Source organism: Acidovorax soli (genome assembly GCF_014207955.1).
GTDB classification, from domain to species: domain Bacteria; phylum Pseudomonadota; class Gammaproteobacteria; order Burkholderiales; family Burkholderiaceae_C; genus Acidovorax; species Acidovorax soli_A.
Genome location: NZ_JACHLK010000001.1, coordinates 947,546 through 962,559 on the forward strand (window position 1 = coordinate 947,546; position 15,014 = coordinate 962,559).

Sequence of the window (15,014 nt, forward strand, 5' to 3'; positions counted from 1 at the left end):
CGCGCGTGCGGTGCCACCGAGAGGCCGAAGCCTTCATCATTTCAGCGGCGGTACTCGCATCAAAGTGCTTTTTCCGAAGAGTGATTCCACCAGGTCCACGGCCACCTCGGCCGTCTGGTTGCGCACGTCCAGAGCGGGGTTCAGCTCCATGATGTCCAGCGAGGCCAGGCGGCCGCTGTCGGCGATCATTTCCATGCACAGCTGGGCTTCGCGGTAGGTCGGGCCACCGGGCACCGTGGTGCCTACCCCGGGGGCGATGCCCGGGTCGAGGAAGTCCACGTCGAAGCTCACGTGCAGGTGGGTGTTGTCGTCCATGCCGGCCAGGGCCTGCTGCATGGCCTGGCGCATGCCGATCTCGTCGATGGCACGCATGTCGAACACCTCCAGGCCCTGCTCGTGCACCAGCCGCTTTTCGCCCGCGTCCACGCTGCGGATGCCGATCTGGCGCACCTGCTGGGGGCGCAGGGCCGGGCCGCCGCCGGGCATGCCGGCCAGTTCCGTGAGTTCCGCCGGGCCCAGCCCGCACAGGCAGGCCACGGGCATTCCGTGCACATTGCCGCTGGGGGTGAGGGCGCTGGTGTTGAAGTCGGCATGGGCATCGAGCCAGAGCACACGCAGCGCCTTGCCGCTCTCGGCGCAGTGGCGTGCCACCGCGCTGATGCTGCCCAGGCCCAGGCAGTGGTCGCCGCCCAGCAGGATGGGCAAGCGGCCCTGCTGCAGCTCCGCATAGACCGCATCGAACACCAGCCGATTCCATTGCACCACCTCGGGCAGATGGCGGTAGCCGTCTACGGGCGGCTGCCAGGGGTTGGCCGGGCCGTTCAGGTTGCCGCGGTCCACCACCTGCAGGCCATGGCGCTCCAGTGCCGGCTGCAGCCCCGCCACGCGCAGGGCCTCGGGGCCCATGGAGGCGCCGCGCGCGCCAGCGCCGATGTCGGTGGGGGCGCCGATCAGGCTGGCGGCAGGGTGCGGTGCAGGGAGGATGGTCATGCGAAGAAAGCCTTTGTGGGGTGGGGAGCGGCTGCCGCAGCGCGGGTAGCGCGGCGGCCATGCAGGGCGCTATTGTGGGTCGGTGCGCGTCCAATGGAAAGACAATGGCCTGTGCAATTCTTGCCAAAGATAGGTCAATTTGTGCAACTGGATTGGCATTTTGCAGGGCGTGAGCCTTTCAGGGACTGCCGGCAGCCCGGGCGGAAGCCTGCTGCGCGTTTAGACTTTGCACCATGCAAGTCGCCCTGGCCCAACTCTCCTCCCATCTCCAAAAGGGCCTGTCGCCGCTGTATGTCCTGCATGGCGACGAGGCGCTGTTGCAGCAGGAGGCTGCGGACGCCATCCGCGCCACGGCGCGCAACCAGGGCTATACCGAGCGCAGCTCCTACACGGTGGCGGGCGCCCACTTTGACTGGAGTGCCGTGCTGGCGGCGGGTGGCTCGCTGAGCCTGTTTGCCGACAAGCAGATCGTGGAGATCCGCATCCCCTCGGGCAAGCCCGGCAAGGACGGCAGCGTGGCGCTGCAGCAGATCGCCGAATCGGCGCGGGGCAACGACAGCACCCTGACCCTGGTGATGCTGCCGCGCCTGGACAAGGCCACGCGCAGCGGCGCCTGGTTCGCCGCGCTGGAGGGCCAAGGCACCTCCATCCAGATCGATCCCATCGAGCGCGGCATGCTGCCGCAATGGATTGCCCAGCGCCTGGCCACGCAGGGCCAGCGCGTGGTGGCGGGCGAGGAGGGCCAGCGCACGCTGCAGTTCTTTGCCGACCGCGTGGAGGGCAACCTGCTGGCCGCGCACCAGGAGATCCAGAAGCTCGCGCTGCTGCACCCGCCGGGCGAACTGACCCAGGCGCAGGTGGAGGCGGCCGTGCTCAATGTGGCGCGCTACGACGTGTTCAAACTCTCCGAATCGGTGCTGGCCGGCCACACCGGGCGCGTGCAGCGCATGCTCGACGGCCTGCAGGCCGAAGGCGAGGCCGAGGTGCTGGTGCACTGGGCACTGGCCGAGGACATCCGCGCCCTGAAGCGCGTGAAGGATGCAATGAATGCCGGCCGTCCCCTGCCCATGGCCCTGCGCGAGAACCGCATCTGGGGGCCCAAGGAGCGCCTGTTCGAGCGCATCCTGCCCAAGGCCAGCGACGCCGCGCTGGCGCGCCTGCTGCAGTCGGCCCACACGGTGGACGGCATCGTCAAGGGCCTGAAGGTGCCCGACTGGCCCACCGACGGCTGGCAGGCCCTGCAGCGCCTGGCGCTGCAGCTGTGCAAACTGACTAGCGCAGCACGCTGACGGACCGGGCGGCGGCCGCGCTCAGCGCGCGTCCAGCGTACCGCGCGCCTTGTCCACCCACATCTGCAGGTTGGCGACCAGGTCCTTCTGGCTGAACGAGCAGCTTTCCTCGGAGAACAGCGCGCTCGATTCGAGGCGGTCCAGCAGGTTCAGCAGCACTTCGCTGTAGCGCGGCGGCAGGGCCGCGAGCAGTTGGGCCTGGCTGCGTGCCAGCTCGCTCAGGGCCGAGGCGCTGGAGCTGCCCTCGCTGAAACGCGCCAGAGCGCCTTGCAATGTCGTGAGTTGGTCGTGTTCGGCTGCCATGCCCCAAGTATCCGCGAAAGGCCGGCCAGGTCTGGCGGCAGCGCGGGCGTGCGATTTTCCGTGCCGGCTTCGTGCACAAGTTCACGCCCGGCCCGCCGGCATGGCCGCGACACCATTGTTTGCAAAGCCCGCCGCCGTCAGACTCGCGGCCAAGCGGTTCGCAGCCATGCATCACGAAGATGCGGGCACGGCGCACACCGCTGGTTCATGGAGCCCTCCATGGGTTCTGAACGATCTGCCTGTCTTTGATTTTTTTGTCCTGATGGACACAACCACTGAGAACACCGATGAAGCAACTGATGATGAAGAACAAGTCTTTCCGCACGGCCGCAGCCCTGGGCGCCGCCGCACTGTGCTCGGCCTTTGCGATGACCTCCGCGCATGCGGTGCAGCCGGCCATCTCCATGGGCTATGACCACGCGCTGGTGCTGCGCGCCGACGGCACGGTCTGGTCCTGGGGGTATGGCGGCAGCGGCCAGCTGGGCCTGGGCAACACCGCCACGCGCACCACTCCCACGCAGATCCCGACGCTGCAGGACGTGGTGCAGGTGGTGGCGCGCGGTTCGTTCTCGCTGGCGCTCAAGGCCGACGGCAGTGTCTGGGCCTGGGGAGACAACTCGGGCGGGCGCACCGGGGGCAACGGCACCAGCGTGCCCGTGCAGATCAACGGCCTGAGCAACATCGTGAGCATCAACGCCGGCACCGACACGGCAGCCGCCTTTGCCACGGATGCCTCCGGCCAGGTGTTCGCCTGGGGCAGCAACAGCACGGCCCAGCTGGGCACCGGCCAGACCAGCCCGGGCGGCAACCCTGCGCCCCGCCTGGTGGCCGGCGCGCAAGGTGCCGTGGCCGTGAGCGCCTCGGACGCGGCAGTCCTCTCGCTGCGCCAGGACGGCAAGGTGGTCGCCTGGGGTTCCAATGGCAACAAGGCCCTGGCCCCCGTGGCCGGCACCGCCACCGCCCCCGTCGTGCTCGACGCCCTGGGCAGCGTGCAAGCCGTGGCCGCCACCTCCATCAACATTGCCGGCCAGTACTACGCGCTCAAGAACGACGGCGGCGTCTCTGTCTGGGGCCAGGCCTCGACGAACGCCACCTACTGCGGCCAAAAAGGCATCCAGAACGGCGGCTTTGCCCTGATCGACATCTCGCCCATCCAGGGCTTGTCGCGCATCCAGCAGATCGAACCGGGCGACGGCCACACCCTGTTCGTGGACGCCGACGGCGCCGTGCACGCCTGCGGCGTCAATGCCGCCGGCCAACTGGGCGACGGCACCCTGGTCAACCCCAGCACCGAAGTGCCCAAGATCGCGCACATCGCTGGCTTGCCGCCCGTGGTCGCGGCGGCGGCGGGCTCTGCGATCTCCGGCGCCATCGGCACTGACGGCAGCGTCTGGATCTGGGGCAAGGGCACGAACCTGGGGGGCACCGACAAGACCACCGCGCCCGTGCGCGTGATGGGCGGCAATGGCGCCGCCTTCGATGCCGGCCGCGTGGGCGAGGCCAGTGGCACCTTTGCTGGCGGGCAGACCGGCCCCTTGAGCAACGTGACGGTGGACGTGGGTGCCACGGTGTCTACGCTGCACCGTGGCAAGACCGGGCGCGTGTACGTGGCTGCATTTGCGGGCTCGACCGTGCTCTTCCTGGGGCCAAATGGCTGGACGCAGTACACGGGAGGCGGCTTCCCGGCCTACCTGTCGGGAGCGTTGCCGCGCACGGTGCCGGTGCGCATTGCCTCGGGCATGAACTTCAGCGGCCTGGAAGGCGTGCAGCTGGTGGTGGGCTATGGGGTGGGGGACGATGCCAGCGCGGCTGCGGAGATGGTGCGCGCGGGGCGCTACAAGGTTGTGCACACGCTCAACTGAGCGCCTTGGCGCCAGCGCGCGCGCTCCAGCCCTTCCTTCTGGCACGCAGGGGGAGGGCGCTTCTGCGAGAATCGGGCCATGAACGCGCTCAACGTGGCTGAATACACGCACACCCTCGGATCCCAGGCCAAGGCCGCCTCCGCCCTCATGGCGAAGGCGCCTGCGGCCGTCAAGAACAAGGCGCTGCGCGCCCTGGCGCGCCTGCTGCGTGAGCACACCGCCGCCCTGCAGGACGACAATGCCCGCGACCTGGAGCGCGCCCGTGCCGCTGGCCTGGCCGAACCCATGGTCGACCGTCTCAAGCTCACGCCCAAGGTGCTGGAGACCTGTGCCGAAGGCTGCGAGCAGCTGGCCGCCATGGCCGATGTGATCGGCGAGATCATTGGCATGAAGCAGCAGCCCAGCGGCATCCGCGTGGGCCAGATGCGCGTGCCCATCGGCGTGTTCGGCATGATCTACGAGAGCCGTCCCAACGTGACCATCGAGGCGGCCAGCCTGTCCATCAAGAGCGGCAATGCCTGCATCCTGCGTGGCGGCTCGGAAGCCATCGATTCCAACAAGGCCCTGGCGCGACTGGTGCAACTGGCGCTGGCCGAGGCCGGTTTGCCAGAGGACGCGGTGCAACTGGTGCAGACCACCGACCGCGAGGCCGTGGGCCAGCTCATTGCCATGCCGCAGTTCGTGGACGTGATCATCCCGCGCGGTGGCAAGGGCCTGATCGAGCGCATCAGCCGGGACGCCAAGGTGCCCGTGATCAAGCACCTGGACGGCAACTGCCACACCTATGTGGACGCCCCCTGCGACGTGGCCATGGCCGTGAAGGTGGCCGACAACGCCAAGACGCAGAAGTACAGCCCCTGCAACGCCAGCGAGGGCCTGCTGGTGGCGCGTGGCGTGGCCGCCGAATTCCTGCCGCTGATCGGCGCCGTCTATGCCGCCAAGGGCGTGGAAATGCGCGTGTGCCCCGAAAGCCGGGCACTTCTGGCCCCGGTGGCGGGCGCCAAGCTCGTGGACGCGACCGAGCAGGACTGGTCCGAGGAATACCTTGCGCCCATCATCAGCATCAAGCTGGTGGAAGGGGTGGACGAGGCCATCGCCCACATCAACCACTACTCCTCGCACCACACCGACGCCATCCTCACGACCGACCACGTGCACGCCCAGCGCTTTCTGCGCGAGGTGGATTCGGCCAGTGTCATGGTCAACGCCAGCACGCGCTTTGCCGATGGCTTCGAGTACGGCCTGGGCGCCGAAATCGGCATCAGCACCGACAAGTTCCACGCGCGCGGCCCCGTGGGCATCGAGGGCCTGACCTCGCTCAAGTACGTGGTGCTGGGCGAAGGCGAGGTGCGCGGCTGAGGAAATGAAGCACCCCCTGAGTCGCTTCGCGCCTTCACCCCTCTCTCGCATTGCTGCGCACTGCGGGAGGGGGACGCCCTCAGCGCGGCGGGGCGGCCCTTGCGCGGGGGCACTGGCTTGGGTAGCGCCAGTTTCATCCTCCGTAGGTAATGTGCAGCGCCATGGGCAATTGAGTCGGCGGTCCGTCCGACTGGCTTGGCCGGCTTGACGCGCACGCCGCCTGTACCGATCATCCCCCCGTGAAAATCATCATCCTGGGCGCCGGCCGTGTCGGCCACAGCGTGGCCGAGAGCCTGGTCTCCGAGCGCAACGACATCACCGTCATCGACACCGATGCCGAGCGCCTGCGCGATCTGGAGTCGCGCTTCGACCTGCGCGGCGTGGTGGGCAGCGGCATCGACCCCCAGGTGCTGGCCGAGGCCGGCGCACACGACACCGACCTGCTGATCGCCTGCGCCGCGCAGGACGAGACCAACCTGGTCTGCTGCAAGATCGCGCAGATCGTGTTCAACATCCCCACGCGCATCGCGCGTGTGCGCTCCTCGGGCTTCGACGATGACGAGCGGCTGGTCGGCCCCGAAGGCTTTGCGGTGGACCGCATCATCTGCCCCGAGGAGTCGCTGACCCGCTACATCGGCAAGCTCATCGAATACCCCGAGGCCATGCAGGTGCGCGAGTTCGCGGGCGGCCGTGCCTGCCTGGCCTCGGTGCGCGCGCGGCTTGGGGCGCCCATGGTGGGCCACACCATTGCCGAGCTGCGCGCCGGGGCGCCCGACGTCGCGGTGCGCATCGTGGCCATCTACCGGCGCTTCCCCGACGAACCCGATCGCTTCGTGGCCTGCGACGGCACCACGCGCATCGAGCCGGGCGACGAGGTCTTCGTGCTCGCGGCCAGCGAACACATCGCCCATGTGCTCGCGGCCCTGCACCGGCGCGGTGCTGCGGCCGTGCAGCCGGTGCGCCGCATCATGATTGCCGGGGGCGGCCGTGTGGGCCTGCGCCTGGCGCGCCAGCTGGCCAGACAGGGTGGGCGCTTTCGCGTGAAGATCATCGAGGGCGATGCGCAGCGCTGCACCGAACTGGCCTCCCTGCTGCCCGCCGACACGCTGGTACTGCAAGGCGACGCCACGGACGAGGACCTGCTGGGCGACGAGAACATCGAGGAGATCGATCTCTTCCTCGCGCTCACCGACGACGACGAGAACAACATCATGTCCTGCCTGCTGGCCAAGCGCATGGGCGCGCGCCGGGTGCTGTCGCTCATCAACCGGCGCAGCTACGCCGACCTGATGCACGGCACGCAGATCGACATCGCGCTGTCGCCCGCGCAGGCCATGCTCGGCGAGCTGCTGGCCTATGTGCGCCGGGGCGATGTGCAGGCCGTGCACAGCCTGCGCCGTGGCGTGGCCGAGGCGCTGGAGATCGTGGCGCGCGGCGACCGCAAGAGCTCGCGCGTGGTGGGGCGCAAGGTCAGTGAGCTGCAGCTGCCCGGCGAAGTGCACATGGGGCTCATCGTGCGCGGCCTGCCCGACTCGCCCGACGTGGCGCCCGAAGACCTGCGCGAGCCCGAGGTCATCATCCCGCGCAGCTCCACGGTGATCGAGAGCAACGACCACGTCGTGTTCTTCCTGCCGCACAAGCGGCTGGTGCGCGAGGTGGAAAAGCTCTTCCGTGTGAGCGCCACCTTCTTCTGATGCGGGACTGAGCACCATGATGGACATGTTCCCTGTCCTGCGCGTGCTGGGCATCCTGGTCATGGCCTTTTCGCTGGCCATGGGCTTGCCGCTGGCCGTGTCGCTGTGGACGCGCGACGGCATCTGGCACGTGTATCCGCTGGCCATGGGCGCCACCTTCATGGCCGGGGCCTGGCTCTGGTGGCGCCTGCGCCACTTCCGCCACGAGCTGCAGCCACGCCACGGTGTCATGCTGGTGTCGCTGGTCTGGCTGCTGCTGCCATTGTCGGCGGCCCTGCCCCTGATGCTCACCGGGCACCATGTCGGCCGCTCCATGTCCTTCACGCACGCCTATTTCGAGGCCGTGTCGGGCCTGACCACCAGCGGCGCCACGGTGCTCAGCGGGCTCGATACGCTGCCGGTGTCGATCAATGTCTGGCGCACCTTCCTGCAATGGATGGGCGGCATGGGCATCCTGATCCTGGCAGTCGCCGTGCTGCCCCTGCTGGGCGTGGGCGGCAGCCAGCTGTTCAAGGCCGAGGCGGCCGGCCCGCTCAAGGATTCCAAGCTCACGCCGCGCATGACGGGCACGGCCAAGGGGTTGTGGGGCGTGTACGCGCTGTTCTCCGTCACCTGCGGCCTGGCCTTCTGGCTGGGCGGCATGAAGCCGCTGGACGCGCTGATGCACATGTTCGCCACCGTGAGCCTGGGCGGGCTGTCCTCCTACGATGCGAGCTTCGGGCAGTTCCAGTCGCCGCTGCTCGAAGCCATCTGCATCTTCTTCATGCTGGTCGCGAGCTGCAACTTCGCGCTGTACTTCGTGGCCTTCCGCAAAGGGCACTGGCGCGGCTTCTGGGGCGACCCGGAGCTGCGCGCCACGCTGTTCGCGCTGATCGGTGGCGGGCTGCTGGTATCGCTGCTGCTGTGGGCCAAGGGGGTCTATGCGCCACTCGACGCACTGCGCCACGGCATGTTCAACACGGTTTCCATGGCCACGACCACCGGTTTCGCGACCGTGGACTTCCTGGCATGGCCGGTGTTTGCGCCCGTGTTCATGCTGCTGCTGTCGGGCGTGGCCACCAGCGCAGGCTCGACCGGTGGCGGGATCAAGATGGTGCGCATGCTCATCCTCGTGAAGCAGGCGCGCCGCGAGATGAACCGCCTGGTGCACCCGCGTGCCGTGCAGCCCGTGTGCCTGGGCGGTGGCGTGGTGGACAACCGTGTGATCTTCTCGGTACTGGCCTTCATGCTGGTCTACGGCGGCACGGTCTTCGGGCTGAGCATGGTGATGCTGTTGACCGACCTGGACCCGGTGACGGCCTTCTCGGTGGTGCTGGCCAGCGTGAACTGCGCCGGGCCGGGCCTGGGCAGCGTGGGGCCGGCCTCGAACTTCTCGGTGCTCACCGACTTCCAGATCTGGATCTGCACCCTGGCCATGCTGCTCGGGCGCCTGGAGATCCTGAGCTTCATGGCCTTGCTGACGCCATCGTTCTGGCGGCGCTGATGCGCCATGGCAGAAAACTGCGGAGGCGGGCTTGCGAACGGTGGGTCACGCCCCCACCCTACAATGGCTCGCCGCCGCAATAGACCCGCCCCAAGTAAGGTTTTCCATGGTTCCGCACCTCATCACGGCCCTGACCGGGCCGATCAACGAACTCGAGCAGCGTGTGCTCGACTCCATGCCCGCCATCGAGCGCTGGTTCCGGCTGGAGTGGATGGAGCACACCCCGCCGTTCTACACCTCGGTGGACATCCGCAACGCGGGCTTCAAGCTGGCCCCGGTCGATACCAACCTGTTCCCGGGCGGCTGGAACAACCTGACCAAGGAGATGCTGCCCCTGGCCGTTCAGGCCGCCATGGCTGCCATCGAGAAGATCTGCCCCGAGGCGCGCAACCTGCTGATCATTCCCGAGAACCACACGCGCAACACCTTCTACCTGTCCAACGTGGTGCAGCTGCAGCGCATCTTCAACATGGCAGGCCTGAACGTGCGCGTGGGCTCCATCAGCCCCGAGATCAAGAAGCCCACGCTGATCGAGCTGCCCAACGGCGACACGGTGACGCTGGAGCCCGTGGTGCGCAACAAGCGCCGCCTGGGGCTCAAGGACTTCGACCCCTGCACCATCTTGCTCAACAACGACCTCACGGCGGGCGCGCCGGGCATCCTCGAAGACATCCACGAGCAGTACCTGCTGCCCCCCCTGCACGCGGGCTGGAGCGTGCGCAAGAAGAGCACGCACTTCAAGAACTACGAAGAGGTGGCCAAGCGCTTCGGCAAGATGCTGGGCATCGACCCCTGGCTGGTCAACCCCATGTTCAGCCAGTGCGGCGACGTGGACTTTGCCGAGGGCGCGGGCCTCGAGAACCTGCAGACCAACGTCGATGCGCTGCTCACCAAGGTGCGCCGCAAGTACAAGGAATACGGCATCAACGAGAAGCCCTTCGTGATCGTCAAGGCCAACAACGGCACCTACGGCATGGGCATCATGACCGTGCGCGACGCCAAGGAGCTCGATGCGATCAACCGCAAGACGCGCAACAAGATGGCGGTCATCAAGGACGGCCAGGTGGTCAACGACGTGATCATCCAGGAGGGCGTGCTCACGCAGGAGCGTGTGAACGATGCCGTGGCCGAGCCCGTGGTCTACATGATGGACCGCTATGTGGTGGGTGGCTTCTACCGCATGCATGCCGAGCGCGGCACCGACGAGAACCTCAATGCCCCGGGCGCGAGCTTCGTGCCCCTGGCCTTCGAGCACAGCACGCACATGCCCCAGCCGGGCATGCGCCCCGGGGTCAGTGCGCCCAACCGCTTCTACATGTATGGCGTGGTGGCGCGCCTGGCGATGCTGGCGGCCAGCTACGAACTGGAAGCCACCAACCCCGACGCCGAAGTCTACGACTGAGGTGTTCCCTCTAAAGAGCGGAAGTGGCCGGAAAAGGCCTGGGCACCCCGCTTGCCACGTCTGAGGGCGCTGCGCCAGGGGGAAGTTGCTGCATTGCAACATGCCCCGGGCTGGTGCGCCGCTGCACCAGCACAGGAGCACAATAGCGTTCCCAAAAGTAACGGAACCCTGGCAGCCACGTGTGCCAGGGGTGGTCAGTGCAAAGCTCCAAATCCTCGCTTGCAGCGCTCACGCTCGGCGCCATCGGTGTTGTCTACGGTGATATCGGCACCAGCGTGCTGTACGCGGTCAAGGAGGTGTTCGGGTCGGGCCATGTGCCCTTCACCCAGGACAACATCTACGGCATTCTGTCCATCCTGTTCTGGACGCTCACCGTCATCGTCTCCCTGAAGTACGTGGTGCTGGTGCTGCGCGCCGACAACAACGGCGAAGGCGGGCTGATCGCCATGCTGGCCCTGGCCTCCCAGGCCGTGAAGGACAAGCCCCGCCTGCGCAGCCTGCTGCTGGGCGTGGGCATCTTCGGTACCTCGCTGTTCTACGGCGACGGGGTCATCACCCCGGCCATCTCGGTGCTCTCGGCGGTCGAGGGCCTGGAAGTGGTCTCGCCGCACTTCAAGCAGTACGTGATCCCGCTGACCCTGGTCGTGCTGTTCTGCCTGTTCGTCGTGCAAAAGCGCGGCACGGGCGGCATCGGCAAGTTCTTCGGGCCCATCACGCTGGTGTGGTTCCTCACGCTGGCGCTGCTGGGCGTGTCCCACATCGTGACCCACCCCGAGATCCTGTGGGCCATGAGCCCGCACTATGCCGTGGGCTTCATGCTCACCAACCCGGGCATCAGCTTCATCATCCTCGGAGCCGTGGTGCTGTCCGTGACCGGGGCCGAGGCCTTGTATGCCGACCTGGGGCACTTCGGCAAGCGGCCCATCCGCCTTGCATGGTTCTGCGTGGCCATGCCGGCGCTCACGCTCAACTACTTCGGCCAGGGGGCGCTGCTGCTGGCCGAGCCCGAGGCGGTGAAGAACCCGTTCTTCATGATGGCCCCCGGCTGGGCCCTGCTGCCCCTGGTGGTGCTGGCCACCATGGCCACGGTGATCGCCTCTCAGGCGCTGATCACCGGCGCCTTCAGCGTGACCAAGCAGGCCATCCAGCTCGGCTACCTGCCGCGCCTCAATATCCAGCACACCAGCGTGCGTGACACGGGGCAGATCTACATGCCCATGGTCAACTGGGGCCTGTTCGTGGCCATCGTGCTGGCGGTGGTGATGTTCCGCTCGTCGAGCAACCTCGCGGCGGCCTACGGCATCGCCGTGACGCTGGACATGCTGATCACCACCACGCTCACCTTCTTCGTGATCCGTTACGGCTGGGGTTACCCACTGGCGCTGTGCATTGCGGCCACGGGCTGCTTCTTCGTGGTGGACCTGGCCTTCTTCACCTCCAACCTGCTCAAGCTGTTCGCGGGCGGCTGGTTCCCGCTGATGATCGGTGGCATCGTCTTCACGCTGATGATGACCTGGAAGGAAGGGCGCCACCTGGTCAATGACAAGCTGCGTGCCGATGCCATCGACCTCAAGGACTTCCTGGAGTCGGTGTTCTTCAGCCCGCCCACGCGGGTGGAAGGCACGGCCGTGTTCCTCACGGCTGAGACCGGTGTCGTGCCCAATGCCCTGTTGCACAACCTCAAGCACAACAAGGTGCTGCACGAGCAGAACCTGTTCGTCACGGTGAAGAACCACGAGACCCCCTGGATCGGCATGGACAAGCGCCTGCAGGTGGATGCGCTGGGCCACGACTGCTGGCAGGTGGTGGTGCACTACGGCTTCAAGAACGACCCCGATCTGCCGCGTGCGCTGGAGCCGTTGCGCGGCCGGGGCTGTGGCATGGAGCCCATGACCACGAGCTACTTCCTCTCGCGCGACACCGTGGTGCCCACCATCGGCAGCGGCATGGCGCCCTGGCGCGAAAAGCTGTTTGCCCAGATGCACCACAACGCCAGCGGCGCGGCGGACTTCCTGCACCTGCCCAACAACGCGGTCGTTGAACTGGGCTCCAAGATCGAGATTTGACCCGGGCTGTTCCGCAAACCGCGGATGGCCCCTGCCGTGCACCGCATCGGTGCACAGGGCAGAATCCGGCCCATGCAGTTTTTCAAGGACCTGAGCCTGTCGGCCTTCACCGCAGGCTTCGTGGCGGTGCTGGTGGGCTTCACGAGCTCGGTGGCCATCGTCTTCCAGGCCGCCCAGGCCTTCCAGGCCACGCCAGCGCAGACCACCTCCTGGATGTGGGCCCTGGGGCTGGGCATGGGCCTGTGCTCGCTGGTGCCCTCGCTCATCCTGCGCATGCCGGTCATGGTCGCCTGGTCCACCCCGGGGGCCGCGGTGCTGGCCACCGCCGGGCTGGCGGGGGGCTTCAGCATGGCCGAGGCGATCGGCGCCTTCATGGTCAGCGCCGTGCTGATCACGCTGTGCGGCGTCACCGGCTGGTTCGAGCGCATCATGAACCGCATCCCCATGGAGATCGCCGCCGGCCTGCTCGCAGGCGTGCTGGCACGCTTTGGGATCCAGGCTTTCACGGCGGCGCAGACGGCGCTGCCGTTGGTGCTGCTGATGCTGGGGACCTATTTGCTGGGCCGCAGGCTGTTGCCACGCTATGCCGTGGTGCTGACCCTGGCGGTGGGCATCGCCTGGGTGGCCCTGCGCGGGCAGATGGCCTGGTCGGCCGTGCAGTTCTCGCTGGCGGTGCCCGTGTGGACCACGCCGCAGTTCAGCCTGTCGGCCCTGGTGAGCCTGGCCATCCCGCTGTTCGTGGTGACCATGGCCTCGCAGAACCTGCCGGGCGTGGCCGTCATCCGCGCCTCGGGCTATCCGCTGCCGGTCTCGCGCCTGCTCACGCTCACGGGCCTCTCCACCCTGGTGCTGGCACCGTTTGGGGCCTTTGCCCTCAATTTCAGTGCCATCACGGCGGCCATGTGCATGGGGCCCGAGGCGCATGAGGACCGCGCCCGGCGTTACACGGCGGCCGTGTCCTGCGGCGCCATCTATGTGGTGATCGGCATCTTCGGTGCGGTGATCACCGGCCTGCTCACCGCCTTCCCCAAGGAGCTGATCGCCGCCATCGCCGGGCTGGCCCTGCTGGGCACCATCGGCAACGGCCTGGCGACGGCTTTGCGCGAGGAGGGGCACCGCGAGGCTGCGCTCATCACCTTCCTGGTCACCTTGAGCGGTGTGGTGGTGGCAGGCGTGGGCTCGGCCTTCTGGGGCGTGGTGGCCGGCAGCCTCGCGCTATTTGTGCAACAGTACGGGCGTACACGCGCCCCCAGGGGCTGACGATCTCCCTTTATATAGAGGCCGTTGTCCCAGGCGCTGCTTCTTTCTCCTTTTTATCTTCCAAGCCCATGCAACTCCTCTTCATCGCCGATCCGCTGGCCAGCTTCAAGATCTACAAGGACACCACCTTTGCCATGATGCGCGAGGCCCAGCGCCGCGGCCACACGATCACGGTGTGCGGCCCGCAGGATGTGAGCTGGCAGCGCGGCGGCAAGGTCACGGCGCGCGTGCGCGACATCGTGCTCACCGGCCATCCCGAGGCCTGGTACACCGAAGCGCCTGTGCGCACCGCCGTGCTGGCCGATTTCGGTGCCGTGCTGATGCGCAAGGACCCGCCCTTCGACAGCGAATACTTCTACGCCACGCACATGCTGGAGCAGGCCGAGCGCGATGGCGCCCGTGTGTTCAACAAGCCCCGGGCGCTGCGCGACCACCCTGAGAAGCTGGCGATCATGGAGTTTCCCCAGTTCATCGGCCCCACCCTGGTCACGCGCGACCCGGCCGACATCCGCAGCTTCCACGCCGAGCACAAGGACATCATCCTCAAGCCCCTGGACGGCATGGGCGGCATGGGCATCTTCCGCGTGGGGCCGGACGGCCTGAACCTGGGCAGCATCATCGAGACGCTGAACAAGGATGGCGCCGAGAGCGTCATGGTGCAGAAATTCCTGCCCCAGATCTCTGAAGGCGACAAACGCGTGCTCATCATCGGCGGCAAGCCGGTGCCCTACTGCCTGGCGCGCATCCCTCAGGGCACGGAAGTGCGCGGCAACCTGGCGGCCGGCGGCAAGGGCGTGGCCCGCCCCCTGTCCGAGCGCGACTGGGAGATCGGCAACGCCCTGGGTCCCATCCTGCAGGCGCGCGGCCTCCTGCTGGCCGGCGTCGACGTGATCGGCGACTGCGTCACCGAGATCAATGTGACCAGCCCCACCTGCTTCCAGGAGATCTTTGACCAGACGGGCTGCGATGTGGCGGCCTTGTTCATCGACGCGCTGGAGGCGGCGCTGGCATCGCCTGCACCCTGATCTCACTTTTCTTCCCACTTCTTGCGCGGCCCCTCAAAACAGTGCTATAGTCGAGGGCTTCGCTGCACGGAGGTCCTTGTTGGGATGATCTGGGTGGATGAAGAAGAAGGTTTGAAAAAACTTTCGAAGTTTTAGAAAAGTCGCTGAATTCTCGGTATACAATCTAAGGCTGCGCTGACAAGAGTAGGTTGCCGAAAGGTGGTTGAGCTTGAAGGTGTGTTGGGGTGGTTGAAAGCGCTGAGCGGTTTCAAAAACTTCAAAAAAGTTTGACGATACTTAAA

The 15,014-nt window shown here is 67.1% G+C and carries 11 protein-coding genes; 9 read left to right on the forward strand and 2 right to left on the reverse strand.

The genetic code is table 11. The annotated features are described in order from the left end of the window. Nucleotides 1–36: 36 nt before the first annotated feature. The gene (rocF, locus tag HNP48_RS04415) at nucleotides 37–990 is read right to left on the reverse strand and encodes an arginase (RefSeq protein ID WP_184855610.1); all 954 of its coding nucleotides are present in this window, start codon (nucleotides 988–990) and stop codon (nucleotides 37–39) included. 233 nt (nucleotides 991–1,223) lie between these two features. Here rocF and holA point away from each other — a divergent pair, with 233 nt between their 5' ends. After that, nucleotides 1,224–2,279: a DNA polymerase III subunit delta gene (holA, locus tag HNP48_RS04420; RefSeq protein ID WP_184855611.1), complete on the forward strand. Its 1,056-nt coding sequence runs from the start codon at nucleotides 1,224–1,226 to the stop codon at nucleotides 2,277–2,279. 21 nt (nucleotides 2,280–2,300) lie between these two features. Here holA and HNP48_RS04425 read toward each other — a convergent pair whose 3' ends face one another. Further along, complete coding sequence (locus tag HNP48_RS04425; RefSeq protein ID WP_184855612.1) at nucleotides 2,301–2,582, reverse strand: hypothetical protein; 282 nt, start codon at nucleotides 2,580–2,582, stop codon at nucleotides 2,301–2,303. A 287-nt stretch (nucleotides 2,583–2,869) separates the two neighbouring features. Here HNP48_RS04425 and HNP48_RS04430 point away from each other — a divergent pair, with 287 nt between their 5' ends. From HNP48_RS04430 to gshB, 8 genes are all read left to right on the forward strand, one after another. Beyond that, the gene (locus tag HNP48_RS04430) at nucleotides 2,870–4,444 is read left to right on the forward strand and encodes a hypothetical protein (protein ID WP_184855613.1); all 1,575 of its coding nucleotides are present in this window, start codon (nucleotides 2,870–2,872) and stop codon (nucleotides 4,442–4,444) included. A 78-nt stretch (nucleotides 4,445–4,522) separates the two neighbouring features. Beyond that, nucleotides 4,523–5,803: a glutamate-5-semialdehyde dehydrogenase gene (locus tag HNP48_RS04435; RefSeq protein ID WP_184855614.1), complete on the forward strand. Its 1,281-nt coding sequence runs from the start codon at nucleotides 4,523–4,525 to the stop codon at nucleotides 5,801–5,803. A gap of 239 nt (nucleotides 5,804–6,042) precedes the next feature. Further along, nucleotides 6,043–7,497: a Trk system potassium transporter TrkA gene (gene trkA / locus HNP48_RS04440; protein WP_184855615.1), complete on the forward strand. Its 1,455-nt coding sequence runs from the start codon at nucleotides 6,043–6,045 to the stop codon at nucleotides 7,495–7,497. Between the two features lie 16 nt (nucleotides 7,498–7,513). Next, nucleotides 7,514–8,980 carry a TrkH family potassium uptake protein gene (locus HNP48_RS04445; RefSeq protein WP_184855616.1) on the forward strand — a complete coding sequence of 489 codons (1,467 nt, stop codon included), beginning with the start codon at nucleotides 7,514–7,516 and terminating at the stop codon, nucleotides 8,978–8,980. Between the two features lie 106 nt (nucleotides 8,981–9,086). Next, nucleotides 9,087–10,382 carry a glutamate--cysteine ligase gene (gene gshA, locus HNP48_RS04450; RefSeq protein ID WP_184855617.1) on the forward strand — a complete coding sequence of 432 codons (1,296 nt, stop codon included), beginning with the start codon at nucleotides 9,087–9,089 and terminating at the stop codon, nucleotides 10,380–10,382. A gap of 197 nt (nucleotides 10,383–10,579) precedes the next feature. After that, entirely contained in the window at nucleotides 10,580–12,448 is a 1,869-nt protein-coding gene (locus HNP48_RS04455) for a potassium transporter Kup (protein ID WP_184855618.1), read from the forward strand. A 72-nt stretch (nucleotides 12,449–12,520) separates the two neighbouring features. Further along, nucleotides 12,521–13,708, forward strand: coding sequence for a benzoate/H(+) symporter BenE family transporter (locus tag HNP48_RS04460; RefSeq protein ID WP_184855619.1), 1,188 nt, complete (start codon nucleotides 12,521–12,523; stop codon nucleotides 13,706–13,708). A 68-nt stretch (nucleotides 13,709–13,776) separates the two neighbouring features. After that, the gene (gene gshB / locus HNP48_RS04465; RefSeq protein ID WP_184855620.1) at nucleotides 13,777–14,733 is read left to right on the forward strand and encodes a glutathione synthase; all 957 of its coding nucleotides are present in this window, start codon (nucleotides 13,777–13,779) and stop codon (nucleotides 14,731–14,733) included. Nucleotides 14,734–15,014 lie beyond the last annotated feature (281 nt).

Coding starts and splice junctions, on each gene's coding strand:
- rocF (WP_184855610.1), bottom strand. CDS start 990: ATGACCATCCTCCCTGCACCGCACCCTGCCGCCAGCCTGATCGGCGCC.
- holA (WP_184855611.1), top strand. CDS start 1,224: ATGCAAGTCGCCCTGGCCCAACTCTCCTCCCATCTCCAAAAGGGCCTG.
- HNP48_RS04425 (WP_184855612.1), bottom strand. CDS start 2,582: ATGGCAGCCGAACACGACCAACTCACGACATTGCAAGGCGCTCTGGCG.
- HNP48_RS04430 (WP_184855613.1), top strand. CDS start 2,870: ATGAAGCAACTGATGATGAAGAACAAGTCTTTCCGCACGGCCGCAGCC.
- HNP48_RS04435 (WP_184855614.1), top strand. CDS start 4,523: ATGAACGCGCTCAACGTGGCTGAATACACGCACACCCTCGGATCCCAG.
- HNP48_RS04445 (WP_184855616.1), top strand. CDS start 7,514: ATGATGGACATGTTCCCTGTCCTGCGCGTGCTGGGCATCCTGGTCATG.
- gshA (WP_184855617.1), top strand. CDS start 9,087: ATGGTTCCGCACCTCATCACGGCCCTGACCGGGCCGATCAACGAACTC.
- HNP48_RS04460 (WP_184855619.1), top strand. CDS start 12,521: ATGCAGTTTTTCAAGGACCTGAGCCTGTCGGCCTTCACCGCAGGCTTC.
- gshB (WP_184855620.1), top strand. CDS start 13,777: ATGCAACTCCTCTTCATCGCCGATCCGCTGGCCAGCTTCAAGATCTAC.